Annotated in this window: 23 protein-coding genes; 6 read left to right on the forward strand and 17 right to left on the reverse strand. The window is 75.6% G+C overall.

Features of this window, described 5'->3' with window-relative positions; genetic code table 11:
• Positions 1 to 163: 163 nt before the first annotated feature.
• Both IEY96_RS21190 and IEY96_RS21195 read left to right on the forward strand, forming a co-directional pair.
• Entirely contained in the window at positions 164 to 817 is a 654-nt protein-coding gene (locus IEY96_RS21190) for a response regulator transcription factor (RefSeq protein ID WP_229791761.1), read from the forward strand.
• Positions 798 to 1,859, forward strand: coding sequence for a sensor histidine kinase (locus IEY96_RS21195; RefSeq protein WP_189196568.1), 1,062 nt, complete (start codon positions 798 to 800; stop codon positions 1,857 to 1,859). Before IEY96_RS21190 ends, IEY96_RS21195 begins: the two co-directional genes overlap by 20 nt.
• A gap of 114 nt (positions 1,860 to 1,973) precedes the next feature.
• On the opposite strand, the gene IEY96_RS21200 is transcribed toward IEY96_RS21195, so the two are convergent.
• From IEY96_RS21200 to IEY96_RS21230, 7 genes are all read right to left on the reverse strand, one after another.
• Complete coding sequence (locus tag IEY96_RS21200; protein WP_189196829.1) at positions 1,974 to 2,165, reverse strand: hypothetical protein; 192 nt, start codon at positions 2,163 to 2,165, stop codon at positions 1,974 to 1,976.
• A gap of 10 nt (positions 2,166 to 2,175) precedes the next feature.
• Positions 2,176 to 3,108, reverse strand: coding sequence for a lysylphosphatidylglycerol synthase transmembrane domain-containing protein (locus IEY96_RS21205; protein WP_229791762.1), 933 nt, complete (start codon positions 3,106 to 3,108; stop codon positions 2,176 to 2,178).
• A 209-nt stretch (positions 3,109 to 3,317) separates the two neighbouring features.
• On the reverse strand, positions 3,318 to 4,583 hold the full coding sequence (locus tag IEY96_RS21210; RefSeq protein ID WP_189196570.1) for a D-alanyl-D-alanine carboxypeptidase family protein: 1,266 nt from the start codon (positions 4,581 to 4,583) through the stop codon (positions 3,318 to 3,320).
• A 74-nt stretch (positions 4,584 to 4,657) separates the two neighbouring features.
• A complete protein-coding gene (locus tag IEY96_RS21215) occupies positions 4,658 to 5,077 on the reverse strand; it encodes a protein-tyrosine phosphatase family protein (protein ID WP_189196571.1) in 420 nt (139 codons plus the stop codon).
• Positions 5,078 to 5,183: 106 nt separating this feature from the next.
• The gene (locus IEY96_RS21220; RefSeq protein WP_189196572.1) at positions 5,184 to 5,804 is read right to left on the reverse strand and encodes a hypothetical protein; all 621 of its coding nucleotides are present in this window, start codon (positions 5,802 to 5,804) and stop codon (positions 5,184 to 5,186) included.
• Between the two features lie 13 nt (positions 5,805 to 5,817).
• Positions 5,818 to 7,602 (reverse strand): DUF4012 domain-containing protein, encoded by a 1,785-nt coding sequence (locus IEY96_RS21225; RefSeq protein ID WP_189196573.1) that lies wholly within the window; start codon positions 7,600 to 7,602, stop codon positions 5,818 to 5,820.
• 127 nt (positions 7,603 to 7,729) lie between these two features.
• Positions 7,730 to 8,959 carry a glycosyltransferase family 4 protein gene (locus IEY96_RS21230; RefSeq protein WP_189196574.1) on the reverse strand — a complete coding sequence of 410 codons (1,230 nt, stop codon included), beginning with the start codon at positions 8,957 to 8,959 and terminating at the stop codon, positions 7,730 to 7,732.
• Positions 8,960 to 9,103: 144 nt separating this feature from the next.
• Here IEY96_RS21230 and IEY96_RS21235 point away from each other — a divergent pair, with 144 nt between their 5' ends.
• Entirely contained in the window at positions 9,104 to 9,688 is a 585-nt protein-coding gene (locus tag IEY96_RS21235; RefSeq protein ID WP_189196802.1) for an arsenate reductase/protein-tyrosine-phosphatase family protein, read from the forward strand.
• On the opposite strand, the gene IEY96_RS21240 is transcribed toward IEY96_RS21235, so the two are convergent.
• Positions 9,669 to 11,123 carry a tyrosine-protein kinase domain-containing protein gene (locus IEY96_RS21240; protein WP_189196575.1) on the reverse strand — a complete coding sequence of 485 codons (1,455 nt, stop codon included), beginning with the start codon at positions 11,121 to 11,123 and terminating at the stop codon, positions 9,669 to 9,671. The genes IEY96_RS21235 and IEY96_RS21240 overlap by 20 nt on opposite strands.
• A gap of 188 nt (positions 11,124 to 11,311) precedes the next feature.
• Here IEY96_RS21240 and IEY96_RS21245 point away from each other — a divergent pair, with 188 nt between their 5' ends.
• Both IEY96_RS21245 and nhaA read left to right on the forward strand, forming a co-directional pair.
• Positions 11,312 to 13,168 carry a polysaccharide biosynthesis protein gene (locus IEY96_RS21245; RefSeq protein WP_189196576.1) on the forward strand — a complete coding sequence of 619 codons (1,857 nt, stop codon included), beginning with the start codon at positions 11,312 to 11,314 and terminating at the stop codon, positions 13,166 to 13,168.
• 155 nt (positions 13,169 to 13,323) lie between these two features.
• A complete protein-coding gene (gene nhaA / locus IEY96_RS21250) occupies positions 13,324 to 14,625 on the forward strand; it encodes a Na+/H+ antiporter NhaA (RefSeq protein WP_189196577.1) in 1,302 nt (433 codons plus the stop codon).
• Positions 14,626 to 14,657: 32 nt separating this feature from the next.
• On the opposite strand, the gene IEY96_RS21255 is transcribed toward nhaA, so the two are convergent.
• The 8 genes from IEY96_RS21255 to IEY96_RS21290 form a co-directional block, all read right to left on the reverse strand.
• Complete coding sequence (locus tag IEY96_RS21255; RefSeq protein ID WP_189196578.1) at positions 14,658 to 14,858, reverse strand: hypothetical protein; 201 nt, start codon at positions 14,856 to 14,858, stop codon at positions 14,658 to 14,660.
• Between the two features lie 166 nt (positions 14,859 to 15,024).
• A complete protein-coding gene (locus tag IEY96_RS21260) occupies positions 15,025 to 15,612 on the reverse strand; it encodes a TMEM165/GDT1 family protein (protein WP_189196579.1) in 588 nt (195 codons plus the stop codon).
• 237 nt (positions 15,613 to 15,849) lie between these two features.
• On the reverse strand, positions 15,850 to 16,815 hold the full coding sequence (gene egtD / locus IEY96_RS21265) for an L-histidine N(alpha)-methyltransferase (RefSeq protein WP_189196580.1): 966 nt from the start codon (positions 16,813 to 16,815) through the stop codon (positions 15,850 to 15,852).
• Positions 16,816 to 16,854: 39 nt separating this feature from the next.
• Complete coding sequence (gene egtC, locus IEY96_RS21270) at positions 16,855 to 17,601, reverse strand: ergothioneine biosynthesis protein EgtC (RefSeq protein WP_189196581.1); 747 nt, start codon at positions 17,599 to 17,601, stop codon at positions 16,855 to 16,857.
• A gap of 16 nt (positions 17,602 to 17,617) precedes the next feature.
• A complete protein-coding gene (gene egtB, locus IEY96_RS21275) occupies positions 17,618 to 18,955 on the reverse strand; it encodes an ergothioneine biosynthesis protein EgtB (RefSeq protein ID WP_189196582.1) in 1,338 nt (445 codons plus the stop codon).
• Positions 18,952 to 20,187 carry an ergothioneine biosynthesis glutamate--cysteine ligase EgtA gene (egtA, locus tag IEY96_RS21280; RefSeq protein WP_189196583.1) on the reverse strand — a complete coding sequence of 412 codons (1,236 nt, stop codon included), beginning with the start codon at positions 20,185 to 20,187 and terminating at the stop codon, positions 18,952 to 18,954. Before egtA ends, egtB begins: the two co-directional genes overlap by 4 nt.
• A gap of 163 nt (positions 20,188 to 20,350) precedes the next feature.
• A complete protein-coding gene (locus IEY96_RS21285) occupies positions 20,351 to 21,148 on the reverse strand; it encodes a prolipoprotein diacylglyceryl transferase (RefSeq protein ID WP_189196584.1) in 798 nt (265 codons plus the stop codon).
• Positions 21,149 to 21,164: 16 nt separating this feature from the next.
• The gene (locus IEY96_RS21290) at positions 21,165 to 21,806 is read right to left on the reverse strand and encodes an RNA polymerase sigma factor (protein WP_189196585.1); all 642 of its coding nucleotides are present in this window, start codon (positions 21,804 to 21,806) and stop codon (positions 21,165 to 21,167) included.
• A 546-nt stretch (positions 21,807 to 22,352) separates the two neighbouring features.
• Between IEY96_RS21290 and IEY96_RS21295 the strand changes: the two genes are divergently transcribed.
• The gene (locus IEY96_RS21295) at positions 22,353 to 23,738 is read left to right on the forward strand and encodes a serine/threonine-protein kinase (RefSeq protein ID WP_189196586.1); all 1,386 of its coding nucleotides are present in this window, start codon (positions 22,353 to 22,355) and stop codon (positions 23,736 to 23,738) included.
• Positions 23,739 to 23,852: 114 nt separating this feature from the next.
• Here IEY96_RS21295 and IEY96_RS21300 read toward each other — a convergent pair whose 3' ends face one another.
• A complete protein-coding gene (locus tag IEY96_RS21300) occupies positions 23,853 to 26,333 on the reverse strand; it encodes an ABC transporter permease (RefSeq protein ID WP_189196803.1) in 2,481 nt (826 codons plus the stop codon).
• Between the last annotated feature and the right edge of the window lie 5 nt (positions 26,334 to 26,338).

The raw sequence follows: 26,338 nt of genomic DNA on the forward strand, positions 1-26,338 counted from the left end.
TGACAACGCCGTCATCCGACCGTCATCCGGCCGGCCACCCGGCGTGTCGGAACGGCGACAGCAATGCACCCCGTTCGGCTGTGGCGTGAGTCAGGAGGAAGGGGCTTCATAAAGGCACCAGAAAGTCGCCGAGGTCTGTGGGGGCACGGTGGGACGAGTACTGGTGATCGAGGACGATGAACGGATCGGCCGGCTGGTCACCCGCGCGCTGGAGGGCGGTGGCCTGCTGACCGAACGCGCGGCGTCCGGGTCGGCCGGCCTGGACGCCGCGCTGCGCCGGGACTTCGACCTGGTCGTGCTGGACCTCATGCTGCCCGGGTTGGACGGTCGCCAGGTGCTGGACCGGCTGCTGGAGCAGCGGCCCGACCAGCGGGTGCTGGTGCTGTCCGCGGTGCCCGAGATCAGCACCCGCGTCGCGGTGCTGGAGGCGGGCGCGGCGGACTTCCTGGGCAAGCCGTTCGCGGTGGCCGAACTGCTGGCCCGGGTACGCGCCCGGATGCGCGGGGCACCGGGCGGCGACGCCGCGCGGTGGCTGCGGGTCGGTCCGGTGCAACTGGACCTGCACCGGCGACGGACCACCGTGCGCGGGGTGCACGTGGACCTGCCACTGCGGGAGTTCCTGCTGCTGCAGCACCTGATGAGCCGGGCGGGCCGGCCGTGCAGCCGCGAGGAGCTGCTGGCCGACGTGTGGGGCCTGCACTTCGACCCGGGCAGCAACGTGGTCGACGTGTCCGTCCGCCGGCTGCGCGGCCGGCTGGGCCGGCCCGACCGGATCGAGACCGTACGCGGCGTGGGCTATGCGTACGCCGTCGACTGAGCGGCTGCTGGCCCTCGTCTGGATCCTCTTCGCCACGGTCAACGTGGCGTTGATGTGGTTCCTGCCCGGGCAGGAGACGGTGCCGTTCCACCTGGTCTGGATCAGCCTGGCCCTGGTCTACGGCTTCACCACCTGGCGGTTGTCCCGGATGGTGGCGGCGCTGCTCGCGGTGACCACCACCACGGGCGTGATCCTGGCCCACCACGCGGCGGCCGGCGAGATCCGCTGGGAGGAGACCGCCGAGGAGCCGCTGATGGCGACGATCTTCATCGTGATGGCCTGGCACGTGCACCGCCGGCACGTGCTGCTGCAGGAGATGCGCCGCATCGGCGCCGCCGAGCGGGACCGGGCGCACCGGCAGGAACTGCTGGTGCGGCTCGCCTCGCACGAGCTGCGGACGCCGCTGACCATCGCCCGCGGCTACACCGAGCTGCTGCGCAGCACCCACGACGACCCGACCACTGTGGAGGACACCGCGGTGGTCCTCGACGAGCTGGACAAGGCGACCCGGATCGCGCACCGGCTGGTCACCCTGATGCAGCTGGAGGAGCAGCACCCGGTCCGCCCGGTCGACCTGGACGCCGAGCTGGCCCGGATCGTGCGCCGCTGGACGCCCGCGGCGGACCGGGACTGGTCCTGCCGGTCGGCGATCGGGTTGACCCGGGTCAGCCCGGAGCGGCTGGAGACCGCGCTGGACTGCCTGATCGAGAACGCGGTGAAGTTCACCGGCCCCGGGGACCGGATCGCGCTGCGGGGCCACCGGGACGCCACCGGGTGGACGGTCGAGGTGGTCGACTCGGGGACGGGCATCCGGCCGGAGACGGTCGCCGACCTGCTCGCCGGGCGGCCGGGGCGCCCGACCGCCACCGGCACCGGGCTCGGCCTGGCCAGCGTGCGGGCGGTGGTCGGTGCGCTCGGCGGCCGGCTCACCATCGGCGCCGGTCCGGACGGGGGCGCCCGGGTCGGGCTGCGGGTGCCCGAACCGGGCCCGGCGCGCGGCGAACCGGTCCGTCCGGAGTCCGCCGGGCAGCCGGTCGCCTGACCACCGCGGCAGCGGGCGCCGCACGTTCTGAGGTGTCGGCGTTCCACGCGTGGGGTAGCCCGGAGGGAGGACGTCGAGCCCCGACCCTGACCGTTCGAGGTCCGGCGGCGACCCTCAGCGGAGGCCGCCGGTGGACTGAAGCAGCGCGGCGACCACGGCCATCGCGTCGCCGACCGCGTCCAGCAGCCGGTGCAGCACGCTCCGGAACGCCCGGCGTAGCCGCCGGGGCAGCAGCGTCCGGCGGTCCACCACCATCCGCCCGGGGTGCTCCATGCCCGGGCGGATACCCGTGGTCGCGGCGTCCACGCGCGGTCCGTCAGACGGCGCCACGCCGCACGAGCAGGCGTAACGCCACGTAGCCGGGCAGCACCGGCAGCCAGAAGGTGGCCAGCCGGTAGACGAGCACCCCGGCCACCGCGGTCTCGGTCGGGACGCCGTAGAGGAGCAGACCGGAAACCAGGGCGGCCTCGGTGGCGCCGAGCCCGCCGGGGGTCGGCGCGGCCGTGGCCACCCCCTCTCCCACCACACACACCAGCACCACCGGTGCCAGCAGCCGCGGCTCGCCGGGCAGCCCGACGGCGAGCAGGGCCAGCCAGAGCGCGGCCGCGTAGGCCAGGGTGAGCGCCACGCTCACGGCCAGCAGCGGCAGGAGCCGGCCACCCCGGACCAGCGCGCGCAGGGCGTCCACGACCTGGCGCCGGGCCGCCCGGAGCCGGGTCCGCCACCGGGGTACGGCGAGCGCCGCGGCGGCGGCCAGCAGCACCGCGAGGACGGTGAGCAGCACGGCCAGCCCGCGACCGGCGGCGGCGTCGGCCAGGTGCCGCCGGGTTCCCCGGGTGAACGGCAGCAGGACCGGCAGCAGCAGGGCGACGCCGAGCACCCCGGCGACCCGACTCACGGCGACCGCGGTGGCCGCCGCGGGGACGGTCAGTCCCTGCCGGTGCAGGTAGCGCAGGCTCAGCGCGGCGCCGCCGAGCGCGCCGGGCGCGAGCCGGTTGACGAAGGCGGCGGCCACCTGGACGGTGACCGTGCGGCCGAGCGGCACCGGGGTGGCGACGGCGAGGCGCAGCGCGTACGCGCTCAGCAGGTAGGTGGCGGCCGCGGCGAGCAGCGAGCCGGCCACCGCGACCGGTTCGGCGTGCCGCACCGCGTGCAGGGCAGCGCGTACCTGGCCGAGCTGCGGCAGCAGGACATGCACCAGCAGGCCGAGCATGACCAGCAGGAACACGTCCCGCGGGGTGATCCGCACGGCTCGCGCCAGGCGGCCGGAGGGCGGGTGACGCCGGCGCATCGGCGGGGTCAGCGGCCGGTTTCCGGGCGCGCGTGCCCGGCTACGGGCGCGTCCGGCGAGGTTCCGTCCGCTGGTCGGCTGTCCCGCATGACCCGACCATAGGGGGACGGGCTGCCGGGGCGGGCGGCATCGCGGCGATCCGTCCGCCCGGTGCGTGCGCGACCGGGTCAGGCGCGGCGGCGGCCGGCCCGGCGGGACCGGCCCCGGCGGGCGGCCAGCACCGCCGCCAGCCCGCCGACGACGAGGGCGAGCAGGCCGGCGGTGGCCGCGATGACCTGCCAGTCGCCGTCGGCCATCCGGCGCAGCGCGGTGCCGGCCGGCCCGCGCCACTGCGGGGGCGGCGACGGGCGGGCCGCTGCCGGGGAGCCGCTGGGGGCGGGCGGCTCGGCGTCCAGTTCGCCGGGCCCGACCAGCCGGCCGACCGAGGCGTCCCGGGGCAGGGAGAAGCCCCAGTCGAGTAGCTGGGCGCCCTGCTGCCAGCCGCGTACCGGACGGGCCTCGGCGCCGAGCAGGGTGACCACGAGCCGCCGGCCACCGCGCTGGGCCGCGCCGACGTAGCTGTGCCGGGCCAGCTCGGTGAAGCCGGTCTTGCCGCCGAGCGCGCCGGGGTAGCGGTAGATCAGCTGGTTCTCGTTCTGGATCTGGAAACCGCCGGCCTTGAGCGCGGGCTGGGCCGGGATCTGGGCCCGCTCGGTGAGCGCGTACCGGCGGAACCGCGCGTCGGCGAAGCAGGCGCGGGCGATCAGCGCCAGGTCGTACGCGCTGGTGAACTGCCCGGGACCGTCCAGCCCGGACGGGGTCACGGCGTGGGTCTGCAGGGCGCCCAGCCGGTGCGCCTCGGCGTTCATCTCGGCCACGCCGGCGCTGGCGCTGCCGGCGCCGAGCCGGGCCAGCATGTTCGCCGCGTCGTTGCCGGACTGGAGCAGCAGCCCCAACCAGAGCGTCTCCACGGCGTAGCGGCCGCCGACGAGCAGGCCGACGGCCGAGCTGCCCCGCTCGATGTCCAGGTCGGCCCGGGTCGCGGTGGCCACCTGCTTCGGGTCGATCCGGTTCAGCAGGGTTGCGGCCAGCAGCAGCTTCTGGGTGCTCGCCGGGGTGCCGTACTCGTGCGGGCCGCAGGCGCCGAGCACGGCGCCGGTGTCCAGGTCGGCGACCAGCCAGGTGGTGGCCGTGACGGCCGGCGGCGCCGGGCTACCGGGTGGGGTCGCCAGGCCCGCGGTGGCCAGCGCGTCCCCGCCGACGGCCTGCTGTTCGGGCACCGACGGCGGCGGGGTGGGGCGCGGGGGCCGGGTCACCTTCGGCGCCGGCAGCCGGGGACAGGGCACCGTCGCCCCCGCGGCGGTCACCGGCGGCGCGGCGTTCGCCGGGGCCGGGGCCCCGGTGACGAGCAGGGCGACGACGGTGGTGGCGGCGGCCAGGACCCGGGCTCTCATGGAGAGGCACCCTACCCAGCCCCGTTCCGGGGTCGTCGCGGCTCACCCCGCTGGGCGCGCCGGTCGGGAGCGGGTCAGCCGACCCCGCGCAGCCACCGGCGCTGCCACGGGGTCTCCACGGCCCGCGGGTGGTAGTGCGCGCGGACCAAGGCCACCGCCTGCGCGGGATCGAGCCCGTCCAGGACGGCCAGCGCGGCCAGGGCCGTGCCGGTCCGGCCGACGCCGCCGTGGCAGGCGACCTCGATCCGCTCCCCCGCGTACGCCCGGCGCCACGCCTCCCGCAGCGCGTCGAGGGCGTCGGCGCGATCCAGCGGCAGCCAGAAGTCGGGCCAGCGGATCCGGCGGGCCGGCCAGGCCGGAGCCGGCCCGGGCGCCAGCAGCAGAGCGAAGTCGGCGGGCGAGGCGGCCGCGGCGATCCGCCGCCCGCGTACGGTGGCGCCGCCGGGCAGCGCCAGCAGTCCGGTCCGGTCCGTCCACGGCCGCGTCGCGTCCATCCGGTCATTGTGCGGTCCCGGCGGGCCGCGCCGACACGAAGGTGCCCGCCGGGATCCGGCGGGCACCCTCGGAGATCGGTCCGGGCCCTGCCCGGCACGCCTCGGGTCAGCGGGAACCGATCCCGAAGCGACCGCGCCGGCGCCAGGCCAGGGAGAGCAGCACCAGCACCGCGCCGGCGCCGGCCAGGCCGCCACCGAGCTTCAGCGGCGTGCCGATGCTGTCACCGGTCACCGGTAGGTTGCCGCCGCCCGGCCGCCCCGGCCGGTCCGGCCGCGCCGGGAGGACGATGCCCGTGGCACTGTCCTCCTGCGTCCCCTGGGTGGCGGTGAAGACGTGCCGCCCGGTCCGGCTGGGCTTGTAGGTGACGGTGAAGTTGCCGTCGCCGTCCGCCGTCACGGTGAACGTGGTCGGCGCCGACTGCGGCTGCTGGTAGGCCACCGCGGTCATCGCGACGGCGCTGCCGTCGCTCCGGCGGACCGACCCCTGGGCGGGCGCCGCGTTGGGGTTGCCGGTGATCGCCACGTTGATCGTGACCGTCCCGGGCGCGAAGCCCGCGCCCTCCAGGGTGAAGGTCCCGCCGAGACGGATGGTCGTCGGTGTGACGGTCAGCAACGCCTCACCCGGCGTGTACACGGGTGGCTGCGGCTGTGCCGCGCCGGCCGCCGTCGGCACGGCCGCCACGGCCAGGCCGACCGTGAGCGCCATGAAGATGCGGGATAGCCGCATGATGGATTCCCTCCTACTGATCACAGCTTGGTGCGGAAACAACTTGGGTGGTCCATGGGGTGACGGTGGGTGTGAGCACCAGCTCGGCCGTGCCGGCGCTCGTCTTGCCGGTGAGCAGGGCGACGTCGAGGGTCCGGGTACGACCCGGCTTGACCTCCACGTTCGCCACGGTCACCTGGCGACTACCGGCGGTCCCGCTGCCCATCGCGGTGTCCCGGCCGTCCAGCCGCCCGCCGAGCACCGCCCCTCCGGTCGGCGTGTACACCGACACGAAGGTGCGGGCGGTGTACGGATCGCCGGAGAGCGCGAGGCCGGTGACCGACTCGGCCAGGCCCGACTGCGGGGCGGTGGAGTGGACCGTGACCCGTAGCCGCAGCTCTCGGCGCCCGTCCGGCTGGCAGTCGCCGACCGTCACGGTTGCCGAGAACCTCAGGTAGTAGCCGAGCTTCGCGCCGCTGCCGTCGTTGAGGAACACGCCGACAGTGGGCACGGTGTCCTTCTCGCGGAGCTTCCCGGACAACTGGCTGTCGCCGAGGACGCTCTGTTCCGCAGGATGGACACTCCAGAACAATATCCGTCGTTCGGTGATAGAACGGTTGAAAACGGTCAAAAGAGCCCGCGGATTCACCGCCCTGGAGAAAAGCGCGTCGAACACCGCGGACGCGGCCTGCGCGAAGTAGGTGTCCTGCGCCTTCGTGTCGAGCGTCCGGTAGGTGTCGCTCAGCAGGGTCCGGACCACGCTGCTGCCGGCCAGGCTCGGCCGGCCCGGCACGGTGACCGGCCCGAGCACGCCGAGCAGGTACGACAGCACCAGCGGGTCCACGGCGAGCACGCCGTCCACCGCCGTGCCGGTGCGCCGGCGGACCATCTCCCGGTAGAGCGCGGCCGCGGTCGGGAAGTCCGGGCTGAGGTTGACGTCTGCCGGGAAGGTTCCGGGCAGGTCCTTCCAGAGGCGCCGCATCTCCTGGCTCACCGGCAGCGGCGGGGTGAACGACCGCAGGCTGCTCGCGCTGGCCTGGCCGGACATCCGGATCCGGCCGCCCTCGGCGCGCAGCACCGCGTGCGCGCCGAACATGCCCCCGGTGGCACGCAACTCGGCCGGGTTCTGGGAGACGAGCAGGTAGCTGCGCGGGCCGTCGGCGCCGAGCAGGGCCGGCAGCAGGCGGGCGCCCTGGTCCGCGGCGGCGGTGAGTTCGCCCAGCCGGTCCAGCTCGGTCCGCAACCCGGCGACCGCGTCCCGGACCTGCTCGACGAGGTCCTCGGTGGACACCGCGCGCAACCGCGCACCGGTCTGCCGCACCGCCCGGTCGGCGGCGGAGACCTCGGCCGAGACGGCGCGCAGCCGGCCCAGGTCGAGCCGCCCCTCCTTCGGCACCAGCGAGGCGAGGTCGACCCGGAGCAGGGTGGGAAAGGCCAGGCGCGCCAGGTCGTCCACGGCCACCGCGATCTGGCGCACCGCGGCCAGGTCGTCGCCCGCGTACGGGGCCTGCTGGCCGAGCCACCAACCCGGGTCGCCGGTGGCGCCGCGGGCGGCGGCGGCCTGCTCCTGCAGGGCAGCGAGCGTGCGCTGGGCGCGGGCCACGTCGCCGCCGACCACCAGCGTGCTGAGCTCCTGGGCCAGCCCGGCCGCGTTGAGCAGGTGCGCCCGGGCCTGCCAGCCGCGGAACCCGACCCACCCGCCGCCGGCCAGCAGGACCGAGACGACGACGAGCCCGACGAGCAGGACCCGGCGTACGCGGGCCCGGCTGCGGCGCCGGGAGCGCCGCCGCCGGCGGGGCGGCCCACCGCTTTCCGTCACACCACTCTCCCCGAGTTGAAATCGGACACCAATGACGATTGATCGCTTTCTAGCACGAATCTTCACTGGTTCGTGGCGTTATGGCGCACTTTGCCGCCGCGTGGCGGTTTCGTGAGGATCGTTCCGATCAGCGGCGGGCGCCGGCAGCGCGTGCCGAGACCTCGTGCAGCAGCCGCTCGATCCGGTCGACGCCGGCCCGCTGCGACATCTCCCGCAGGTAGGCGTCGCGCCCGCGGCGGCCCATGTCCAGCCGGGCCGGCGGTGGGATCGCCGAGGCGAGCCAGAACCGGTCCGCCAGCGCGGCCCAGTCCTCGGGCGGGCAGGACAGCCCGGCCCGGGCCCGCTCCACCAGCGCCACCGTGTCACCGGCGGCCGAGGCGACCACCGGCGCGGCGCAGGAGAGCGCGGCCTGGAGCTTGCCGGGCACCATGCCCCGCAGCTCCGGCAGGTCGCGGAGCATGACGAGCTGGTAGTCGGCGGCCGCGTACAGCTCCGGCATGTCCAACGGGGACCGTCGGTCGACGAACCGGACGTTGTCGGCCCGGAGCTCGGCGGCGAGCCCCCGCACCCGCCGCTCCTCGGCTCCCGAGCCGACCAGGACCAGGTCCATCCGGCCGTCCAGCGTGGCCGCCGCGCGCACCGCGGTCTCCAGCCCCTGCCGTACGCCGATCGTCCCGGCGTGCATCACCACGCAGCGGTCGTCCCGGCGGATCAGCCCCCGGGCCGCCCGGCTGGGCTCGGTCGGGTGGAAGATCCGCTCGTCGGTCCAGTTCAGCACCACCCGCACCCGGTCCGGGTCGGCGCCCCCGGCGACCACCAGGTCCCGCATGGAGGGTGCGGTGACCGCGACGGCGCCCGCCTCCTGGTAGATCCGCCGCAGGGTGGCGTCCAGCCGGCCGGACCACCGGCGGGCCTCCCCCGCCCGGGACGGCTCCTCCTCCGGCCAGACGTCCTGCACGTGCAGCACGGTCGGCACCCGGCCGAGCAGCCGCAGCAGGCCGGCCGCGGCGAAGGTGACCGCCGGGAGCTGGAAGACGTACAGGGCGTCGACGTCGCCGAGGTAGCGCCGGCCGGTCAGCGCCACGCTGCCGGCGAAGGAGAGCCAGCTGGCCATCCGGGCACCGGCGGAGCCGTCACCGCCGGCGTACCGGGGCACCCGGCGGACGGTCAGCCGCTCGCTGTGCGTCTGGTGCCGCCAGCGCTGCCGCCAGCCCGGATAGACGTGCCCGCCGGGGTAGTCCGGGAAGCCGGTGAGCACCCGCACCTCGTGGCCGCGGGCGGCCAGCTCCTCGGCGAGGCTGCCCGGGATGAACGCGGGCTCCGGCGGGAAGTGGTACGACAGGATGCCGATCTTCATGGCCGCGCTCCCGGCGCGGCTTCCCGACGCGCGGGCCCCGGCACCCCGTACGATGCCCGCATCCCCTCTGCGTCCGGCCGCGACCGCCGGAACACCGCCGTCGCGGCACCACGTCCCGCGACCGTGCCGACGAGAGGGGTGCAGATGGTCGACGGGGTGCTCTTCGTCTGCCACGCCAACATGTGCCGGTCACCGATGGCGGAGTTCATCGCCCGCCGGCTGCTGCGCGACCTGCCGGTCGCGGTGGCGAGCGCGGGCACCGACGCCCCGGACGGGGCGGCCATGCACCCGTACGCGGTCGAGGTGGCCGCCGGGACCGGGGCGGACCCGGCGGCGTTCCGCACCCGCAGGCTCCGCCCCGAGCACCTGACCCGGGCCGGCCTCGTGCTGACCGCGACCCGGCGGCAGCGCTCGATCTGCACCGCACTGGCGCCGGCCGCGCTGCCCCGGACCTTCACACTGCGCCAGTTCGCCCGGCTGGCCGCCGCGGCGGCCGAGGAGCCCGGGACCACCGAGGCGACCGAGCCCGCCGCCCCGCGCGGGAGTTCCCCGCTGCGCGCGGCGGTGGCGGCGGCCGCCCGCGTCCGGGGGCGGCTGCAACCCGCCACCCCCGACGCGGACGACCTCCGTGACCCGATCGGCGGCTCCCCCGCCGACTTCCGGCGCTGCGCCGAGGAGATCGAGCGGTCCATCCGACCGGTACTCGTGCTCATCGGGACAGCCGGGTGAGTTCCTGGGTGTGGTCGCCCACGGCGGCCTGCTCCCCCCGCCGGGCCACCCCGGCCCGGTCGGTGGGCACGGACGGCGCGGCGGCCGGCACGACCACCTTGTACGCCTCGTACTGGTAGGCGTCCGCCTTGGCCACCTTGGCCATGTTCAGCACGCAGCCGAGCAGGCGCACGGAGACCGAGTGCAGCGCGTGGGCCGCGGCCGCCACCTGGCTGCGCGAGGTCCGCCCCTGCTGGGTGACCAGCAGCGCGCCGTCGGCCTGCACGGCCACCACGACACCGTCGGTGACCGCGAGCAGCGGCGCGGTGTCGATGATCACGATGTCCGCCGACTCGCGCAGCGCCACCAGCAGGTCGGCCATCGCCTTGGAGCCGAGCAGCTCGCTGGGGTTGGGCGGGGTGGCGCCGCTGGGCAGCACCAGCAGCGACTTGTCGCCCCACCGCTGCACCACGTCGCCGACCTGGACGTCGCCGACCAGCACGTCGGTGAGCCCGACCCCGCCGTCCAGGCCGAGGTAGTCGGCGACCTTGGGCCGGCGCAGGTCGGCGTCGATGAGCAGCACCCGCCAGCCGGCCTCGGCCAGCGCGATGGCCGTGTTGCAGGCCATGGTGGTCTTCCCCTCGCCCTGGAGGGCGCTGGTGACCGCGATGACCCGTGCCGGTTCGTGCACGTCGACGAAGCGCAGGTTGGTCCGGAGCTTGCGAACCGCCTCGGCGCGCCGGGAGTTGGCCGCCTCGCCGACGATCAGCGGCGCCGCCTTGGCGCCGGACTCGAACGGGATCTCGCCGAGCAGCGGGCTGCCGGTCACCCGCTGGAGCGCGGCGGCGTCCCGCATCCGGACGTCGGCGAGCCCGCGCAGCACGGCCAGCCCCGCCCCGAGCAGCAGCCCCAGCAGGCCGCCGATGACCAGGTTCCGCACCGGCTGCGGCGAGACCGGGCTGGAGGTCACCCGGGGTCCGCTGACCACCTCGAGCTTGATCGGCGGCGCCTTGCCGTCCGGTGGGGTCTCCACCTTCTGCACCAGCTCGATGAACTTGGCCGAGAGCGTCTCGGTGGTCTTCAGCGCCCGGGTCTGGTCGGTGTCGGTGACGGTGGCCCTCAGCAGCACGGTGCCGGCCTCGGTGGAGGTGGTGATCCGGCGCTGCACCTGGTCGGCGGTGAGCCCGAGCGGGGCCTCGGCGACCACGCTCTGCGCCAGCCGGTCACTGGTGAGCAGGTCGCCGTAGGACTTCACCCGCTGCTGGAGAAAGAGGCTGCCCTGGTAGGCGTCGGTGACGCCCTGGCTCGGCGTGGTGACGAAGAAGGTCACCGACGCCTCGTAACGGGGCGCCGTACGGACCGTTACGAGAGCGGCGGCGCCCAGGGCGATCATGACCGTGACCAGCACGATCCACCAGTGGCGTCGGACCAGGCGCAGGTAGCTGAGAACGTCCATCACGCTCCCCCTCGCGACACGCCGGTCTGCCGATGAAACTGCACGAAAGCCCCCTAAAAACCCCACTACACGTGCCAGGATTGAAAACACCTATACATGACGGTAAGTGACTCGACGAATGTAAACGATCAGAACCGCACAGACGGTCTAAATCCTTCCATTCCCGTATCGGACGCAGAGGGCAACCCATGGATCGTGAAGCCACCGCCGCCGAAGACGCCGTACGACCACGGGGTCGGGTCACCCGCCGGGTGGCCACCCTCTCCCTGTTAACGCTGGACACGGCCGCGTGGTGCGGCGGATTTCTCGGCGCGGCCTGGACCCGGTACGAATTCGCGCTGACCCCCGGCGCCGGCGCCCGCGTGCTCACCGTGGCGCTCGGCTGCGCCGCGGTGTACGCGGTGCTCACCCTGGTGCGACTGCGGACGCACGGCCGGCACCCGATCGGCAGCGCCGGGGAGGCCCGCGGGCTGGCCGGCACGGCGGCGATCGCCACGCTGGCCACGCTCGTCGGCGTGCTGCCGTGGGCGGACCGGCCGGTGCCCGCCAGCACCCCGCTGCTCGGCGGCGCGGTCGCGCTCGTGCTGATGGCGGCGGCCCGGGGCGTCTGGCGGGCCCGCCAGGACCGGCACCACCGGCCGGTGCCGGACGCCGAGCGGTGCCTGGTCTACGGGGTGGACGCGGCCAGCGAGCGGCTGGTCCGGGCGCTGCTGCGCGACCCGCAGAGCCGCTACCGGCCCGTCGGCCTGCTCGACGACGACCCGGAGAGCCGGGGGCTGCGCCTGGAGGGACTGCGGGTGCTCGGTGGCCGGAAGCAGATCGGCGCGGCGGTGCGCGGCACCGGAGCGCGCACGGTCATCTTCTCGATGAGCGGCTCGGAGCCGGGGCTCCTGCGCGACGTCCGAGCCCGGACGCTGGAGGCCGGCGCCGCGTTCAAGGTGCTGCCCCCCGTCCGCGAGCTGCTCGACCGCCCGGTCGCGGTGACCGACGTGCGGGACCTGCAGCTCAACGACCTGCTCGGCCGGGCGCAGCGGGTGGCCGAGCTGGCCGTCGAACGCGGCGGGCTGGCCGGCCGCCGGGTGCTGGTCACGGGCGCGGGCGGCTCGATCGGCTCGGAGCTGTGCCGGCAGATCGCCCGCTGCGAGCCCGGCGAGCTGATGATGCTCGACCGCGACGAGTCGGCGCTGCACGCCCTGCAGATGTCGCTGCACGGCCGAGCTCTGCTGGACGGCCCCGAGCTGATCCTGGCCGACATCCGGGACGCCGAGGGCATCGCCCGGGTGATCGCCGACCGGCAGCCCGACGTGGTGTTCCACGCCGCCGCCCTCAAGCACCTCACCATGCTCCAGCGGCACCCCGGCGAGGCCATCAAGACCAACATCTGGGGCACCCTCAACGTGCTGGAGGCGTGCCGGGACGTCGCCCAGTTCGTCAACATCTCCACCGACAAGGCGGCCAACCCGACCAGCGTGCTCGGCTACTCGAAGCGGATCACCGAGCGGCTCACCGCGTACCACGCGGAGCGGCTCGGCGGGACGTACCTGAGCGTGCGGTTCGGCAACGTGCTGAGCAGCCGGGGGTCGGTGCTCACCGCGTTCCAGGCGCAGATCCGGGCCGGGGTGCCGATCACCGTGACGCACCCGGACGTCACCCGCTACTTCATGACCGTGCAGGAGGCGGTGCACCTCGTGCTCCAGGCGGCCGTCGTGGGCCGCGGTGGCGAGGCACTGGTGCTCGACATGGGCGAGCCGGTCCGGATCGCGGACGTGGCGCGCCGGCTGGCCGCCGAGGCCGACCGCCCGGTCGACATCGTCTACACCGGGCTGCGGCCGGGCGAGAAGCTGCACGAGCACCTGTTCGGCGCCGACGAGGCGGACAGCCGCCCGTTGCACCCGCTGATCTCGCACGTCCGGGTGCCCGCGCTCGACCCCGACGAGGTGCGCGACCTGGACCCGTACGCCGACCCGGACGAGCTGATCAAGCGGCTGGCCGCGCTCTGCGAGACGGTCGACGCGTCGCTGCCGGTGCTGCCCGGGCAGCGCTGAACCCGTGCGGTGGGACGCTCCGCCCATCTGGTGAGCGGAGCATCCCACCCGCTCCGGTCGCCGTGCGCCGCCCGGCCGGATAGGGTCGGAGGCGGTGTGCCGGGAAGTCTGGTCGGCGTTTCCTCGCCGACCCCTGCTCCCGGAACGGACACCGCATGACCGACCCCACCCCGCAGTTCCCCCGCCTGCTGTCCCGCCGGTCCTGGCCGGAAGCCCGGTTCCTGGCCGACGTGCTGCGCACCGAGACGGTCGGCGGCGGGCTGTTGCTGCTCGGCGCGGTCATCGCCCTGGTCTGGGCCAACTCCCCCTGGCGCTCGGCGTACGCGGACCTGGGCGACTGGGTGCCCTGGCCCGGCGGCGCGGCGCTGCACCTGGACCTGAACCTGGCCACCTGGGCCGCCGACGGCCTGCTGGCGATCTTCTTCTTCGTGGTCGGCCTGGAGCTCAAGCGGGAGTTCGTGGCCGGCGACCTGCGCGACCCCCGGCGGGCGGCGCTGCCGGTGGTGGCCGCGATGGGCGGCATGCTCGTGCCGGCGCTGGTCTACCTCGCGGTGACGCTCAGCGCCGGCGGGGAGGGACTGCGCGGCTGGGCGATCCCCACCGCCACCGACATCGCCTTCGCGCTCGCCGTGCTCGCCGTGGTCAGCTCGCACCTGCCGCAGGGCCTGCGGGCCTTCCTGCTCACCCTCGCGGTGGTCGACGACCTCTTCGCGATCATCATCATCGCGGTCTTCTACACCGCCGACTTCCACCCGCTGCCGCTGCTCGCCGCGCTGCTGCCGATCGCCGCCTTCGCTCTGCTGGTGCAGCGCCGGCGGACCTGGTGGTGGGCGCTGATCCCGCTCGCGGTGACCGCCTGGGCGCTGGTGCACGCCTCCGGCGTGCACGCCACGGTGGCCGGGGTGCTGCTCGGCTTCACCGTGCCCGTGCTCGCCACCCGGGGCCGCGGGCCGGGGCTGGCCGAGCGGCTGGAGCACCGGTGGCGGCCCGTCTCGGCGGGCCTCGCGGTGCCGGTCTTCGCGTTCTTCGCCGCCGGGGTGACCCTGGTCGACGTCGACCTGGCCGGGGTACTCACCGACCCGGTGGTGCTCGGCGTGGCCGCCGGGCTTGTGCTCGGCAAGGCCGTCGGAGTGTTCGGCTCGACGTTCCTGCTCGCCCGGTTCACCCGCGCGGAACTCGACGAGGAGATCACCTGGGCCGACCTGGCCGGGCTGGCCCTCCTGGCCGGCATCGGGTTCACCGTCTCGCTGCTCATCGGCGAGCTGGCGTTCGGGCCGGGCAGTCCCGAGGACGAGCGGGTGAAGGCCGCCGTGCTGCTCGGCTCGCTGCTCTCGGCCGGGCTGGCCACGACGGTCCTGGTCCGGCGCAACCGGGTCTACCGGCGGATCTCCGAACGGGAGAGCCGGGACAGCGACGGCGACGGCGTGCCGGACGTCTATCAGGACGAGACCGCGTAGCGCGGCAACCGGCCCGGCACGCCGCGCTGGGGTCACCGCCGGCGGGCCTTCTCCTCCTCCGTCCCGTCGGTCTCCTCCTCCACCGCGTCGGCGTACGGGTCGAGGAGGTCGTCGCCCGGCACCGCGACCTCCTCGGCCCGGTCCTGCTCGTCCGCGCGCCCGCCGGGCGGAGGCTCCGGAGCGGTGCCCTCCCCGGCGAAACCGAACTCGTTGGGCTCGTCGTGTCTGCTCATGCGCGGAACCTCCCGGTCGTCCCATCTGCTTCGGTGGCACCAGCCCGGCGGTGGTCACTCCGCCCCGGCTCGGCCCAGATGTTCATACCCAGGGACGCCGCCCACGATCATCCGGAACCGGGATTCCGCCGCCGCGACCGCTCACTGGCCGCGACGGCGGAACGACTCAGGTCAGCTCGGCGACCGCCTCGAGGACCAGCCAGAGGCCGCAGATGGCGAAGAGCACGGCCGCGCCGTACCGGATGGCCTTCTCCGGCAGGTGCCGGCCGAGCAGGCGGCCCACCAGGATCGCCAGGGCGTCGGCGGCCACCATGCCCAGGGTCGAGCCCAGCCAGGTGCCGAACCAGCCGTACTTGGTGGCCAGGGTGATGGTGGCGAGCATGGTCTTGTCGCCCAGCTCGGCCAGGAAGAACGCCACGCCGACCGCGACGACGGCGTGTCGGCTGCTCTTCTCCGCCTTGCGCTTCTCCTCCTCGGTCAGCTTGTCGCCGCGCAGCGTCCAGGCGCCGAAGCCGAGGAACGCCAGGCCGGCGATGAGCGAGATCCAGCCGGTGGGCAGCGCCGCGTTGAGGCCGTACCCGATGGCGACCGAGGCCAGGTGCACGATCGCGGTGGCGACCGTGATGCCGATGAGCACCGGCAGGGGCCGGAACCGGGTGGCGAACGTCAGGGCCATGAGCTGGGACTTGTCGCCCAGCTCGGCGACGAAGATGACGCCGAAGCTGACCACCAGCGCGACGAGGAAACCGTCCATGAGAACCTTCCCGATCAAAGCCGGGAGGAGGTACGGGGCGCCCTCGACCCGGCTGCGACAGCCTGAGTCGAAGGTCTCGCCCGCCCCGGGGACCGGGGCCGCGTGGCCGGATGCGGAACGCACCAGTATGTCGACCACGACATTGGGGGCTACTCCCCTTCGCGCCGCCCAGCCTAGCTGATCACGGCGGGACGGGCCGCCGCGGGTGAACAGGCTCACCCGCGGCGGCCCGGCGGCTCAGTCGGCCCGGGCCAGGCTGACCCCGAAGAGGCCGTCCGGGTCGGTCCAGAACTCCTGCCGGACGAACCCGGCGGCGGCCAGTTCCCGGGCGATCCCCTCGGGGCGGAACTTGGCCGAGACCTCGGTCCGCAGTTCCTCGCCGGCGGCGAACCCGACCTCCAGGTCGAGCACGTGGACCCGGACCGGTCGCTCGGCGCGCAGCCGCATCTCGATCCACTCGTGCTCCGGATCCCAGACCGCCACGTGCCGGAACGCCGTCGGGTCGAAGTCCGCCCCCAGCTCCCGGTTGATCACCCGGAGCACGTTGCGGTTGAACTCGGCGGTCACCCCGGCCGCGTCGTCGTAGGCGGGGACGATCACCGACGGGTCCTTCACCAGGTCGGTGCCGATCAGCAGCCAGTCGCCGCACTCCAGCGCCGCGCGCATCGCGGTGAGGAACTCCGCCCGTTCCGCCGGCAGCAGGTTGCCGATGGTCCCGCCGAGGAACAGGACCAGCCGCCGGCCGCCGGTGGGCAGCCGGTCGAGGTGCCGGGTGAAGTCGCCGACGATGCCCCGCACCCGCAGCCCGGGGTACGCGGCCGCGATCCGCTCGGTGGAGTGGCGCAGCGCGCTGACCGAGACGTCCAGCGGGACGAAGGTGCCCAGGTCGCCGTGGCGGGTGAAGGCGTCCAGCAGCAGCCGGGTCTTCTCCGACGACCCGGAGCCCAGCTCGATCAGGGTCTTCGCGCCGGTCAACCCGGCGATGTCGTCGGCGTGCGCGGCCAGCACCGCCCGCTCGGCCCGGGTCGGGTAGTACTCCGGCAGCCGGGTGATCTCCTCGAAGAGCGCACTGCCCCGGGCGTCGTAGAACCATTTCGGTGGCAGCCACTTCCGCGCCGCGGTCAGCCCGACCCGCACGTCCTCCCGCAGGCTGCGGTCGAGGTCCTGCTCCTCCAGGTGGATCTCCAGTGGCTCCGCGCTCATCAGCAGTCCTTCCTGTTCCTACGGGTGTGGGAAACGGGTTCAGGCGACCGTCAGCTCCCGGCTGTCCAGCCTGTCGGCGGTGGCCACCACGAGCCGGCCGTCCGGCACCGCCCGCCAGCCGGGGTCGTCGTCGAAGGGCTCGGAGGCCAGCAGCACCGAGTCCGGGGTACGGCGTACCGACAGCGCGTGCCCGGCCACGCTGGCCGCCACCGTCGCCCCGTCGGTGAGCAGCAGGTTCAGCCGGGACCCCGGGGCGGCGGCGGAGACGGCCGCGACGGTCTCGGCCAGCGCGTCGCCGGGCGCCGCGCCGGCCCGCAGCCGGTGCCGGACCAGCGCCCAGAGCAGCGCCGAGTCGCTCGGCACCTCCAGGGTCAGCAGGTCCCGGACGGGCAGCCCGGCGGCGAGCGGCACCAGGCTGTCCGGCCAGCCCCGGACCACCCCGTTGTGGCTGAACAGCCAGCGCCCCTCGGCGAACGGCGCGGCCGCCGTCTCGTGCAGCGGCATGCCGACCGTGGCGGACCGGACGGCGGCCAGCACCGCGCCCGCGACCGTCACGGCGGCCAGCTCCGGCAGGGTGGTGTCGCTCCACATCGGCTGGGCCCGCCGGTAGCGGACCGGGTCGCCGTCGCCCGGGTACCAGCCGACCCCGAAGCCGTCGGCGTTGATGGTGCCGCCGCCCCGCATGTCGCGCGGCGCCCAGGACTGCCGCAGCAGCCCGTACGGCGGGTCGAAGAGCAGGCTGCTCAGGCCGACCGGCGGGCCGAGGTACGCCAGATGGCGGCACATCAGGCCGCACCACCGATCACGCGTGCGACTCCTCGGGGCGGGCGTCGCGGGCGCAGCGGAAACCGCTGAAGATCTGCCGCCGGATCGGGTAGTCCCAGTTGCGGAAGGTGCCCCGGCAGGCCGACCGGTCGGTGCCGAACGAGCCGCCGCGCAGCACCCGGTGGTCGTCGCCGAAGAAGACCTCCGAGTATTCGCGGTAGGGGAACGCCACGAAGCCCGGATGGCCCCGGAAGGCGGTCGAGGTCCACTCCCAGACGTCGCCGATGAGCTGGTGCACCCCGAGCGGGGAGGCGCCCTCCGGGTACGCGCCCACCGGCGCCGGCCACAGGTGCCGCTGCCCGAGGTTCGCGTGCGCGCCGGTCGGGTCCGCGTCGCCCCACGGGTAGCGGCGGGACCGGCCGGTCGCCGGGTCCCAGCGGGCCGCCTTCTCCCACTCCGCCTCGGTGGGCAGCCGCCGGCCGGCCCAGGCCGCGTACGCCGCCGCCTCGTGGAAGCAGACGTGCACCACCGGTTCGTCGTCGCGCACCGGCGACCAGCGGCCGAACCGGCGGTACGCCCAGCCGTCGCCGTCCCGCCGCCAGTGCATCGGGGCGCTCAGCCCGGCCTCGACCCGGTGCCGCCAGCCGTCCTCGCTCCACCAGCGCGGCTCGTCGTAGCCGCCGTCGGCGATGAACGCCCGGTACTGCCCGTTGGTGACCGGCGCCGCGTCGATGGCGTACGCCGGCAGGTCGACGGTGTGCGCGGGGCGCTCGTTGTCCAGCGCCCACGGGTCGGTGGAGGTGCCCATGGTGAACGGACCGGCCGGCACCAGCACCTCGCCGCCGACCCGGACCCGCGGCTCGGGCGGCGGCGGGGCCTCCAGCACCGGGCTGCCGGCGCGCAGCTGGTGGGTGGCGAGCATGGTCTCGTCGTGCTGCTGCTCGTGCTGGACGATCATGCCGAAGGCGAAACCGTCCTCGACCAGCTTCCGCTCGGTGAACCGGATCCCGTCCAGCAGGTCGTACACCTTGTCCCGGACGGTACGCACGTAGGCCCGCGCCTCGGCCGGGGGCAGCAGCGGCAGCGCCGGGCGATCCTTGCGGGGCTGTTTGAAGGCGTCGTACAGGTCGTCGATGTCGTGGCGCACCGGTTCGCGCCCGCCGACGTCGCGGACCAGCCACAGCTCCTCCTGGTTGCCGACGTGTGCCAGGTCCCAGACCAGCGGGGACATCAGCGTGGAGTGCTGCCGCACCAGGTCGTCGTCGTCCACCACGTCGGTCAGCAGCGCGGTGCGGGCGCGGGTGCGCTCCAGCTCGGCGGCGATCCGGCTGCGCAACTGCCCGCCGTCCGTGGCCGGTCGCTCGGTCGTGGTCACCGGTGTCCCCTCTCCGCGGCGGCGCGGCGCCGCCGGATCGCTCGGCTCGTCTCGTCGTGGATCCCGGCCGGCAGGTCCAGCCGGGGCAGGGCCGCCAGGGCCAGGTCGAACAGGGCCGCCGCGGCGGTGGCCAGCGGTCGCTCGGCCAGCCCGCGCCGGGCCGCGACGGACCAGCGGTCGGCGACCGGGGAGGCGACGGCCAGCGCGTCCCGGGTGGTGGCCGGGTCGGCGAGAAGCGCGGCCAGCACCGCCAGCGGCACCGTCCACTCCCGACCGGGTTGGGCGTCCAGGTAGCGGACCTCCAGGTAGCCGCGTGGGCGGACCGGCGGGAAGAGTGTGCTGAGGTGGTATTCCAGGTCGTCGGTGCTCGGCGGGTACGGCAGTGCCCCGGCGAGCCAGTCGGCGAAGGTGACGCCCGGGGGCGGCGTCCAGTCCGGACCGTCGCCCCGGACGCAGAGCAGCGGCGCGGCGAGCGCGTACTCGGTCCAGGCGGCGACCGGGTCGAGGTGGGCGCGGGCCGGTGACCAGACCGGTCGGGTGCGCGCCGGGTCGATGGCCAGCCAGGCGGCCATCCGGGTGGAGGCCCAGCCGGTGCGGCGGCCGGCGTGCCGGTCGGCGGTGGCGAAGGCGGCCAGCAGCGGCGGCCCGACGGCGTGGACGGCGGCCCACCGCTCGGCCACCCGGTCCGGCTCGCCCGCGTCCAGGCAGACCTGGAGCCCGGCGGTGCTGTACATCATCGCCCGGCCGGCCGGCCCGTGCCGGTCGAAGACGCAGCGCATGGCCCGGTAGCGCGGGGTCTCCACGACGGGGCGCGGGGGCCGCCAGGGGTCCATGCCGGTGCGGCCCAGGACGAGGCCGGCGGCGTCCAGGAGGGCCCGCAACTCGGCGAGGTCGGCCTCGGTGGCCAGGATGAGCGCGGCGACCGAGGGTCGCGGCGCGGAGGAGATCTCCACCTGCCCGCCCGGCTCCACGGTCACGGTGCCACCGCGCCGGAGCCCGGCGGCCGGGCTGGTGGGGTCGATGGTGACGGGGCTGTGCCGTCCCAGCGCCCGGCGCAGTCGCTCGCGGTCGACCGGGCGGGTCGGGTCCGCGGCGTCGTGCACCGTCCATTCCAGCTCGACGCCGGTCAGGGTGGGTGGCCCGGTCTTGAAGCAGATCCTGGCCATGTGCCCGCGGGCCGCCGCCTCGTCTCCCAGGACGGTGGTCCGGTCCAGCTCCGGCGACATCACCAAGAGACGGCTCCTCTCCCCGGGGCGGGCGACCACGCTGTCGGCGGGCACCCTGCCGTTCCGGCCGGGTGTCCCGCGGGTCCCACCATCTTCTGTCTAGCAGACGGAGTCCGCGCGCCCTAGGAGATGAATTTTTGTCCGGAATCCGGTTGCGGGCCGCACCGGCTCAGCGGCCGGGGGCGGTGGTCGGCTTTCCGGTCCGCGGGGTCGGGGCCGCGGGCGTGGACGGCGTCGCCCTGCGGTCATCGGTCGACGGCGTCTTCCCGCCGGCGTCGGCCGACGGCTTCGGCGCGGGCTCCGGTGACTTCTCCGGCACCAGGGCCAGGCAGTAGCCCTCGACCCGGTCGGCGCCACCGGCGGCGGTGACCAGGTCGGCGAACGCCGGGGTCTCCAGCGCCTGGGCCCGCTGCCGGTCGGACTTCGCCAGGTAGCCGCGGCACAGCCCGGCCAACTGTCCGGCGGTCGGCGGCCGGCCCGGTCCGCCCGAGGCGCCGGACGTCGGCGCGGTGGACGGGACGCCCCCGGACGGGCCGGCGCTCCCGGATCCGGAGTCGGTCGGGGTGCCCGGGCCGGTCGCGCCGGTGCTGCCGGCACCGGTGCTGCCCGAGGTGGTCGGCTGCGGGGGCGCCGGTTCCGGGCCGCGGTCGAGGCTCACCGCGGCGAACGCGACCCCGGCGGTGGCGGTGGCGGCGAGCCCGGCCAGCGCCGCGCCGAGCCGGAAGCGGTGGCGCGGCCGTGGCGCCACGGCCGGGACCGGGGCCGGCGCCGCCCGGGCGGGGCGGAACGCGGCGAGGGCCTGCTCCCCGCCGGCCAGCTCGCCCGGGGCACCCGGGGCGGCCGCCGCGGCGAGCAGGTGCGCCAGCGGGTCGCCTCCCGGCTCCGGCGGTGTGCCGGCGCGGGCCGCGTCGAGGAGGCGCTCCGACTCCGCCCGGTCGGCGGGCCTGTCGGACCGGCGAAAGCTCATCCCGTTTCCCTCCACGTCAACCGTCCGCCGGCTCGGCCTTGGGCGCCTGCGGCGCCTGCCGTCCGCGCCCGGTACGGGGGCGGGGCGGCGTCGCTTCCCCGGCCCGGTCCGGCGACCCGTCGGGGTCGGCGCGCTCCAGCATCCCGGCCAGCCGGCGCAGCCCCCGGTGCGCGGCGGTACGCACGGCGCCGGCCCGCCGGCCGAGCACCCGACCGGCGGTCTCCGCGTCGAGCCCGATCACGGCGCGCAGCAGCACCGCCTCCGCCTCGCGGGGCGGCAGGCTGGCGATCAGCGCCAGGGCGCTCTCGGTGCCGATGGTCTCGCCGGCCCGCTCGGCGGTGTCGGCGTCCCCGGCCAGTTCGCTGAGCGCCTGCACGGGCACCGGCAGGGCCGGCCGCCGCCGCTGCCGGCGCAGGTGGTCCATGGCCCGGTTGCGGGCGATGGTGACCGTCCAGGCGCGGAACTCGCCGCCGGTGAAACTGGGCAGGTCACGGGAGATCTGGAGCCACGCCTCGGAGGCCACGTCCTCGGCGTCGGCGCCGACCAGGGCGGTGAGGTAGCGCAGCAGGCCGGGCTGGAGGCTGCGGTAGAGGAAGCGGAACGCCGCCTCGTCGCCCGCCTGCGCGGCGACGACCGCCTCGTTCAGCTCACCGGTCATTGTTCCGCCGTTCCCGACGTGCCGACTCCCCGGACCGGCGCACGCCGGTGCCGGTGTGCCCGACGCCCGCCCGGTCGGACGACCGGACCTCCACCCGCACCATCAGCCCCCCGCTGGCCTGATCCGCACCAGCACGGGGAGGTGCGGGCGCGCCGTTGGACACCGCCGCACAGGACGGCCGTCGGCGGACATACCGTACCGGCGTCCTGGGGCGGCCGGGAGCCCGGCCAACGCTAGGAGCGCAGGGTGGGTTCGACAAGGCATCACCCAGCGGAAAAAGAGTGAGAATTCTCTACGCGTGATCACGGCGGGTCGATGTAACGAACGCCACCGCAATCGCGCTACGCGCCGGTGAACAGCAGACCGGAACCCGGACACACGAACTGTCCAGCGCTCATTCCTGGCCGATCGTACGCGAGTCGTCACCGTCAGCCATTCGGCGTGGGGTCGGCCGACCGTTCGGCCGAGCCGCGTCAGGCCGCCCGCCGGTCGTGACGGGAGAGATCGCGGGAAATACTCCGCCGCCACTCTGGGTACGGTATGGAGGTGCTGTCCTCAGACGTCGTACTCAGCGGTCGGTACCGCCTTGATGACCGTGTCGCCACCGGCGGCATGGGCGACGTCTGGCGTGCCACGGACCTGGTGCTCGGCCGTCCGGTCGCGGTGAAGGTCCTGCTGCCCGCGCTGGTCTCCGACCCCGACTTCATCGCCCGCTTCCGCGCCGAGGCGCGGATCATGGCGTCGCTGCGCAACCCGGGCGTGGTCCAGGTCTTCGACTGCGGCGAGGACGACCTGCCCGACGGCAGCCGCGCCGACTACCTGGTCATGGAGTTCGTGGCGGGCGAGCCGCTCTCCCGCCGGATCGAGGCGGCCGGGCAGCTCGAGGTCGGCGAGACCATGTCGATCGTGGCGCAGGTCGCCCAGGCGCTGCACGCGGCGCACACCCGGGGCATCGTCCACCGTGACGTCAAGCCGAGCAACCTGCTCGTGCAGGACGACGGCACCGTGGTGCTGGTCGACTTCGGCGTGGCCCGGTCGACCAATGTGACCAGCATCACCAGCACGAACGCGGTGCCCGGCACCGCCCTCTACATGGCCCCCGAGCAGGCCGCCGGGCGTCCGGTCTCCGGCGCCACCGACGTCTACGCGCTCGGTGCGGTCGCCTACTGCTGCCTCACCGGCAGCCCGCCGTTCACCGGCGACAACCCGCTCCAGGTGGCGGTCCGACACCTCGACGACGAGCCGCCGGAGCTGCCGGTGGAGATCCCGCACCAGGTCCGTGACCTGGTTGCCCGGGCCCTGGCCAAGGATCCGGCGGACCGTTTCCCCACCGCCGCGGCGATGGCCGAGGCCGCCCGCGCGGCCGGCTCCGAGGCGCCCACCGCGATGGTGCCGGTGGCGCTGCGCGGCGCGACCGGGGCGAGCCGCACCCGCGACGACCTGACCGCAACCGCGCCGGGGGCCCTCGTGGCCCCGGCCCGCCGGGCGGGCCGGCGTGGCACGCTGGTCGGCGCGGCGGCCGCCGTGCTGGTGGCGCTGACCGCGCTGGGCGCCGCCCTCGGCGCGGCGAAGAACGCCGAGGCGCCGGCCACCCAGATCGACTCCACCGCGCCGGCGGTTGCCCCGAGCAACTCCGTGGCGGACGCCGCGGTCACCGAGGCGTCGCCGACGGAAGGGGGCGGCCGCAGCTACCGGCCGGTGGGCCCGACCGGCCGGCCGTCGACCTCTCCCTCGGCGACGCCGAGCGGCTCCCCGAGCGCGTCGGTCCAGCCGACCCCGTCGAGCATCCCGTCGACCCTGCCGACCGCGCCGACCACGGCGCCGAGCAGCACCTCACCGTCGCCGGTGACCACCACACCGACCGAGACCACCTCGACCGCCACCGAGCCCACGGACGGCGGCGGCGGGGCTCAGCCCGCGTCCGACCGCTGACCCCGGCGGCACCCGGACCCACCCGCACCCGGAACCGGCGGCGCCCGGAGCCGGTCGAGCCGGCCCCGCAGCTGTCGCGGGACCGGCTCGAATCGCGTTCCGGGCGCCCAGGGCTCAGTCCGCGCCGAGGGCCGCCACGATCGGCCGGGACAGCGCCCGGCGGGCCGGCAGGACCGAGGCGGCCAGCGCGGCGACCACCGCCACCGCGACGATCAGGCCGAGCCGCCCCCACGGCAGCACCAGGGTGAAGTCCCCGCCGATCCGGGCCAGCACGGCCATCCCGCCGGCGGCCACCCCGGTGCCCAGGGCGATGCCGAGCAGGGTGCCGACCAGCGCGGTGAGCACCGCCTCGACGACGAGCACCGCCCGCATCCCGCCGCGGCTCAACCCGACGGCGCGCAACACCGCGTTCTCCCGCGTCCGCTCCACCACCGAGAGGGTGAGCGTGTTCGCCACGCCGACCAGCGCGATCACCACGGCCAGGCCGAGCAGCGCGGTGACGAAGCCCAGCACCAGGTCCACGGTGCCGGTGAGCATCTTCTTGTAGGCGGCCTGGTCCAGCAGGTTGACCGTCGGATAGCGGGTGAGCACCGACTCGACGGCGACCCGGGCGGCGTCGGCGGAGACCCCGTCGGCGGGGTCCACCTCGGCCAGGTGGCCGCGCTCGGCCGGGAAGAGGCGGGTGAAATCGGCGTCGGCGACGTCCACCACGTGCCCGGCGGGCACCGGACTGCCGGCCAGGGTCGGGCTGTCGTCGGCCACCACGGCAGCCACCCGGAACGACCGGCCGGCCAGCGGGACGCTGCTGCCCACCGACCAGCCGCGTTCCGCGGCCAGCTCCCGGTGCACGAGCACCGCGCCCGGCCCCAGGGCAGCCGGGTCACCGGCGTCCACAGCGGACAGCGTCCGCCGGACCAGCGCCGGGTGGGCGGCGCGCACCTCGATCCCGTCCACCACCCGGCTGCGCTGCTCGTGCACCACGCCCAGCTCCGGCCGGGCGGCCAGCTCAGCGACCAGCGGCGCCGGCAGGTCCCCGCCGATCCCGGTGACCAGGAAGTCCACCCCGACCTGCGCGTCCACGGCGCGCTCGATGCCGGCCTTCGCACTGCCCGCGCCGACCACGAACGCGGAGACCAGGCCGATGCCGATGACCATGGCGGTGGCGGTGGCCGCCACCCGCCGCGGGTTGCGCACGGCGTTGGCCACGGCCAGCCCGGCCGGGACGCCGAGCAGCCGGCGGGCCGGCCAGCCGAGCACCCGGACCAGCGCCGGCACCAGCACCGGGCCGAACAGCACGATGCCCAGGAAGGCCAGGATCCCGCCCGCGGCGACCAGCGGCACCTGGCCGGTGGCGCCGGCCCCGGCCAGGGCGGCCACCCCGGCGGCGAGGACCAGCGTGCCGGCCGCGAGCCGGACCCGGCCGGCCCGCTGGGCGGGCCGCACGGCGGCGTCGGTCAGCGCGGCCACGGGCGCGACCCGGGTGCCCTGCCAGGAGGGCACGGCGGCGGCCACCACGGTCAGCAGCGTGCCGAGGCCGAGGGAGAGCAGCACCGTACGGGCCGTGACGGTGATCGTGCCGGCGACCGGCGCGTCCAGCGTGGACAGCAGCGCGCCGAGGCCGGCGGCCAGCCCCACCCCGGCCAGCACCCCGACCGCCGAGGCGAGCAGCCCGGTCAGCGCCGCCTCGCCGAGGGTGGCCCGGTAGACCTGTCCCCGGGTGGCGCCGACCAGCCGCAGCAGCGCGGTCCGCCGGGACCGCTGGGCGAGCACGATGGCGAAGGTGTTGGCGATGACGAAGCCGGCCACCACCACGGCCACCGCGGCGAAGGTGCCCAGGAACAGCTCGAACTGCCGCCGGTCGCGGACCGCGTCGGCGACGGCCTCGTCGAGGATCGCCGCGCGGTCGCGGACCGCGACGTCCGGCCCGACCGCCGCGCGGACCCGGTCGGCGAGCGCCGCCCGGTCCACGCCCGGCCGGGCGGCCACCATGATCCGGCCGTAGCCGCGCTCGCCGCTCACGGCGAGGGCGTCCGCGCCGGCCAGGCCGATGAACGGGCCGCCGACGTCCCGGGAACTGCCGGCCACGTCGACGGTGCCGACCAGGGTGTACGGGTGGGCCGGCCCGCCGTTCCCGCCGACCCGCACCGGGCTGCCCAGGGCGAAGCGCTGGTCGGCGGCGGTCTCCTCGTCGAGCACCAGCTCGCCGGCCCGCTGCGGCAGCCGCCCGGCGACCACGTCGTAGGACTGGAGGGCCGGGTCGGTGGGGATCGCGGCGAGCACGGCGTAGCCGAGCACCGGCCGCCCGTCGGCGCCCACCACCCCGGCGGTGCCGGTCAGCTCCCCCTCGGCGGCGGCCACCCCGTCGACCGCGCGCACCCGGTCGACCAGGGCGGGCGGCAGCGGGTCCTTGCCGGCGTACGCGGCCAGGTCGGTGTGCCGGTCGAAGGCGCCGGCCCGCTCGTACGCCCCGGCGCGCATGCCGTCGGTGAACATCAGGGTGCCGGCGACGAAGGCGACGCCGAGGACGATCGCCAGCGAGGACAGCAGCAGGCGCAGCCCGTCGGCGCGGACCTGGCGCAGGGTCAGCCGCAGCATCCCGG

This window comes from Micromonospora fulviviridis (assembly GCF_014648395.1).
Classification (GTDB): domain Bacteria; phylum Actinomycetota; class Actinomycetes; order Mycobacteriales; family Micromonosporaceae; genus Micromonospora; species Micromonospora fulviviridis.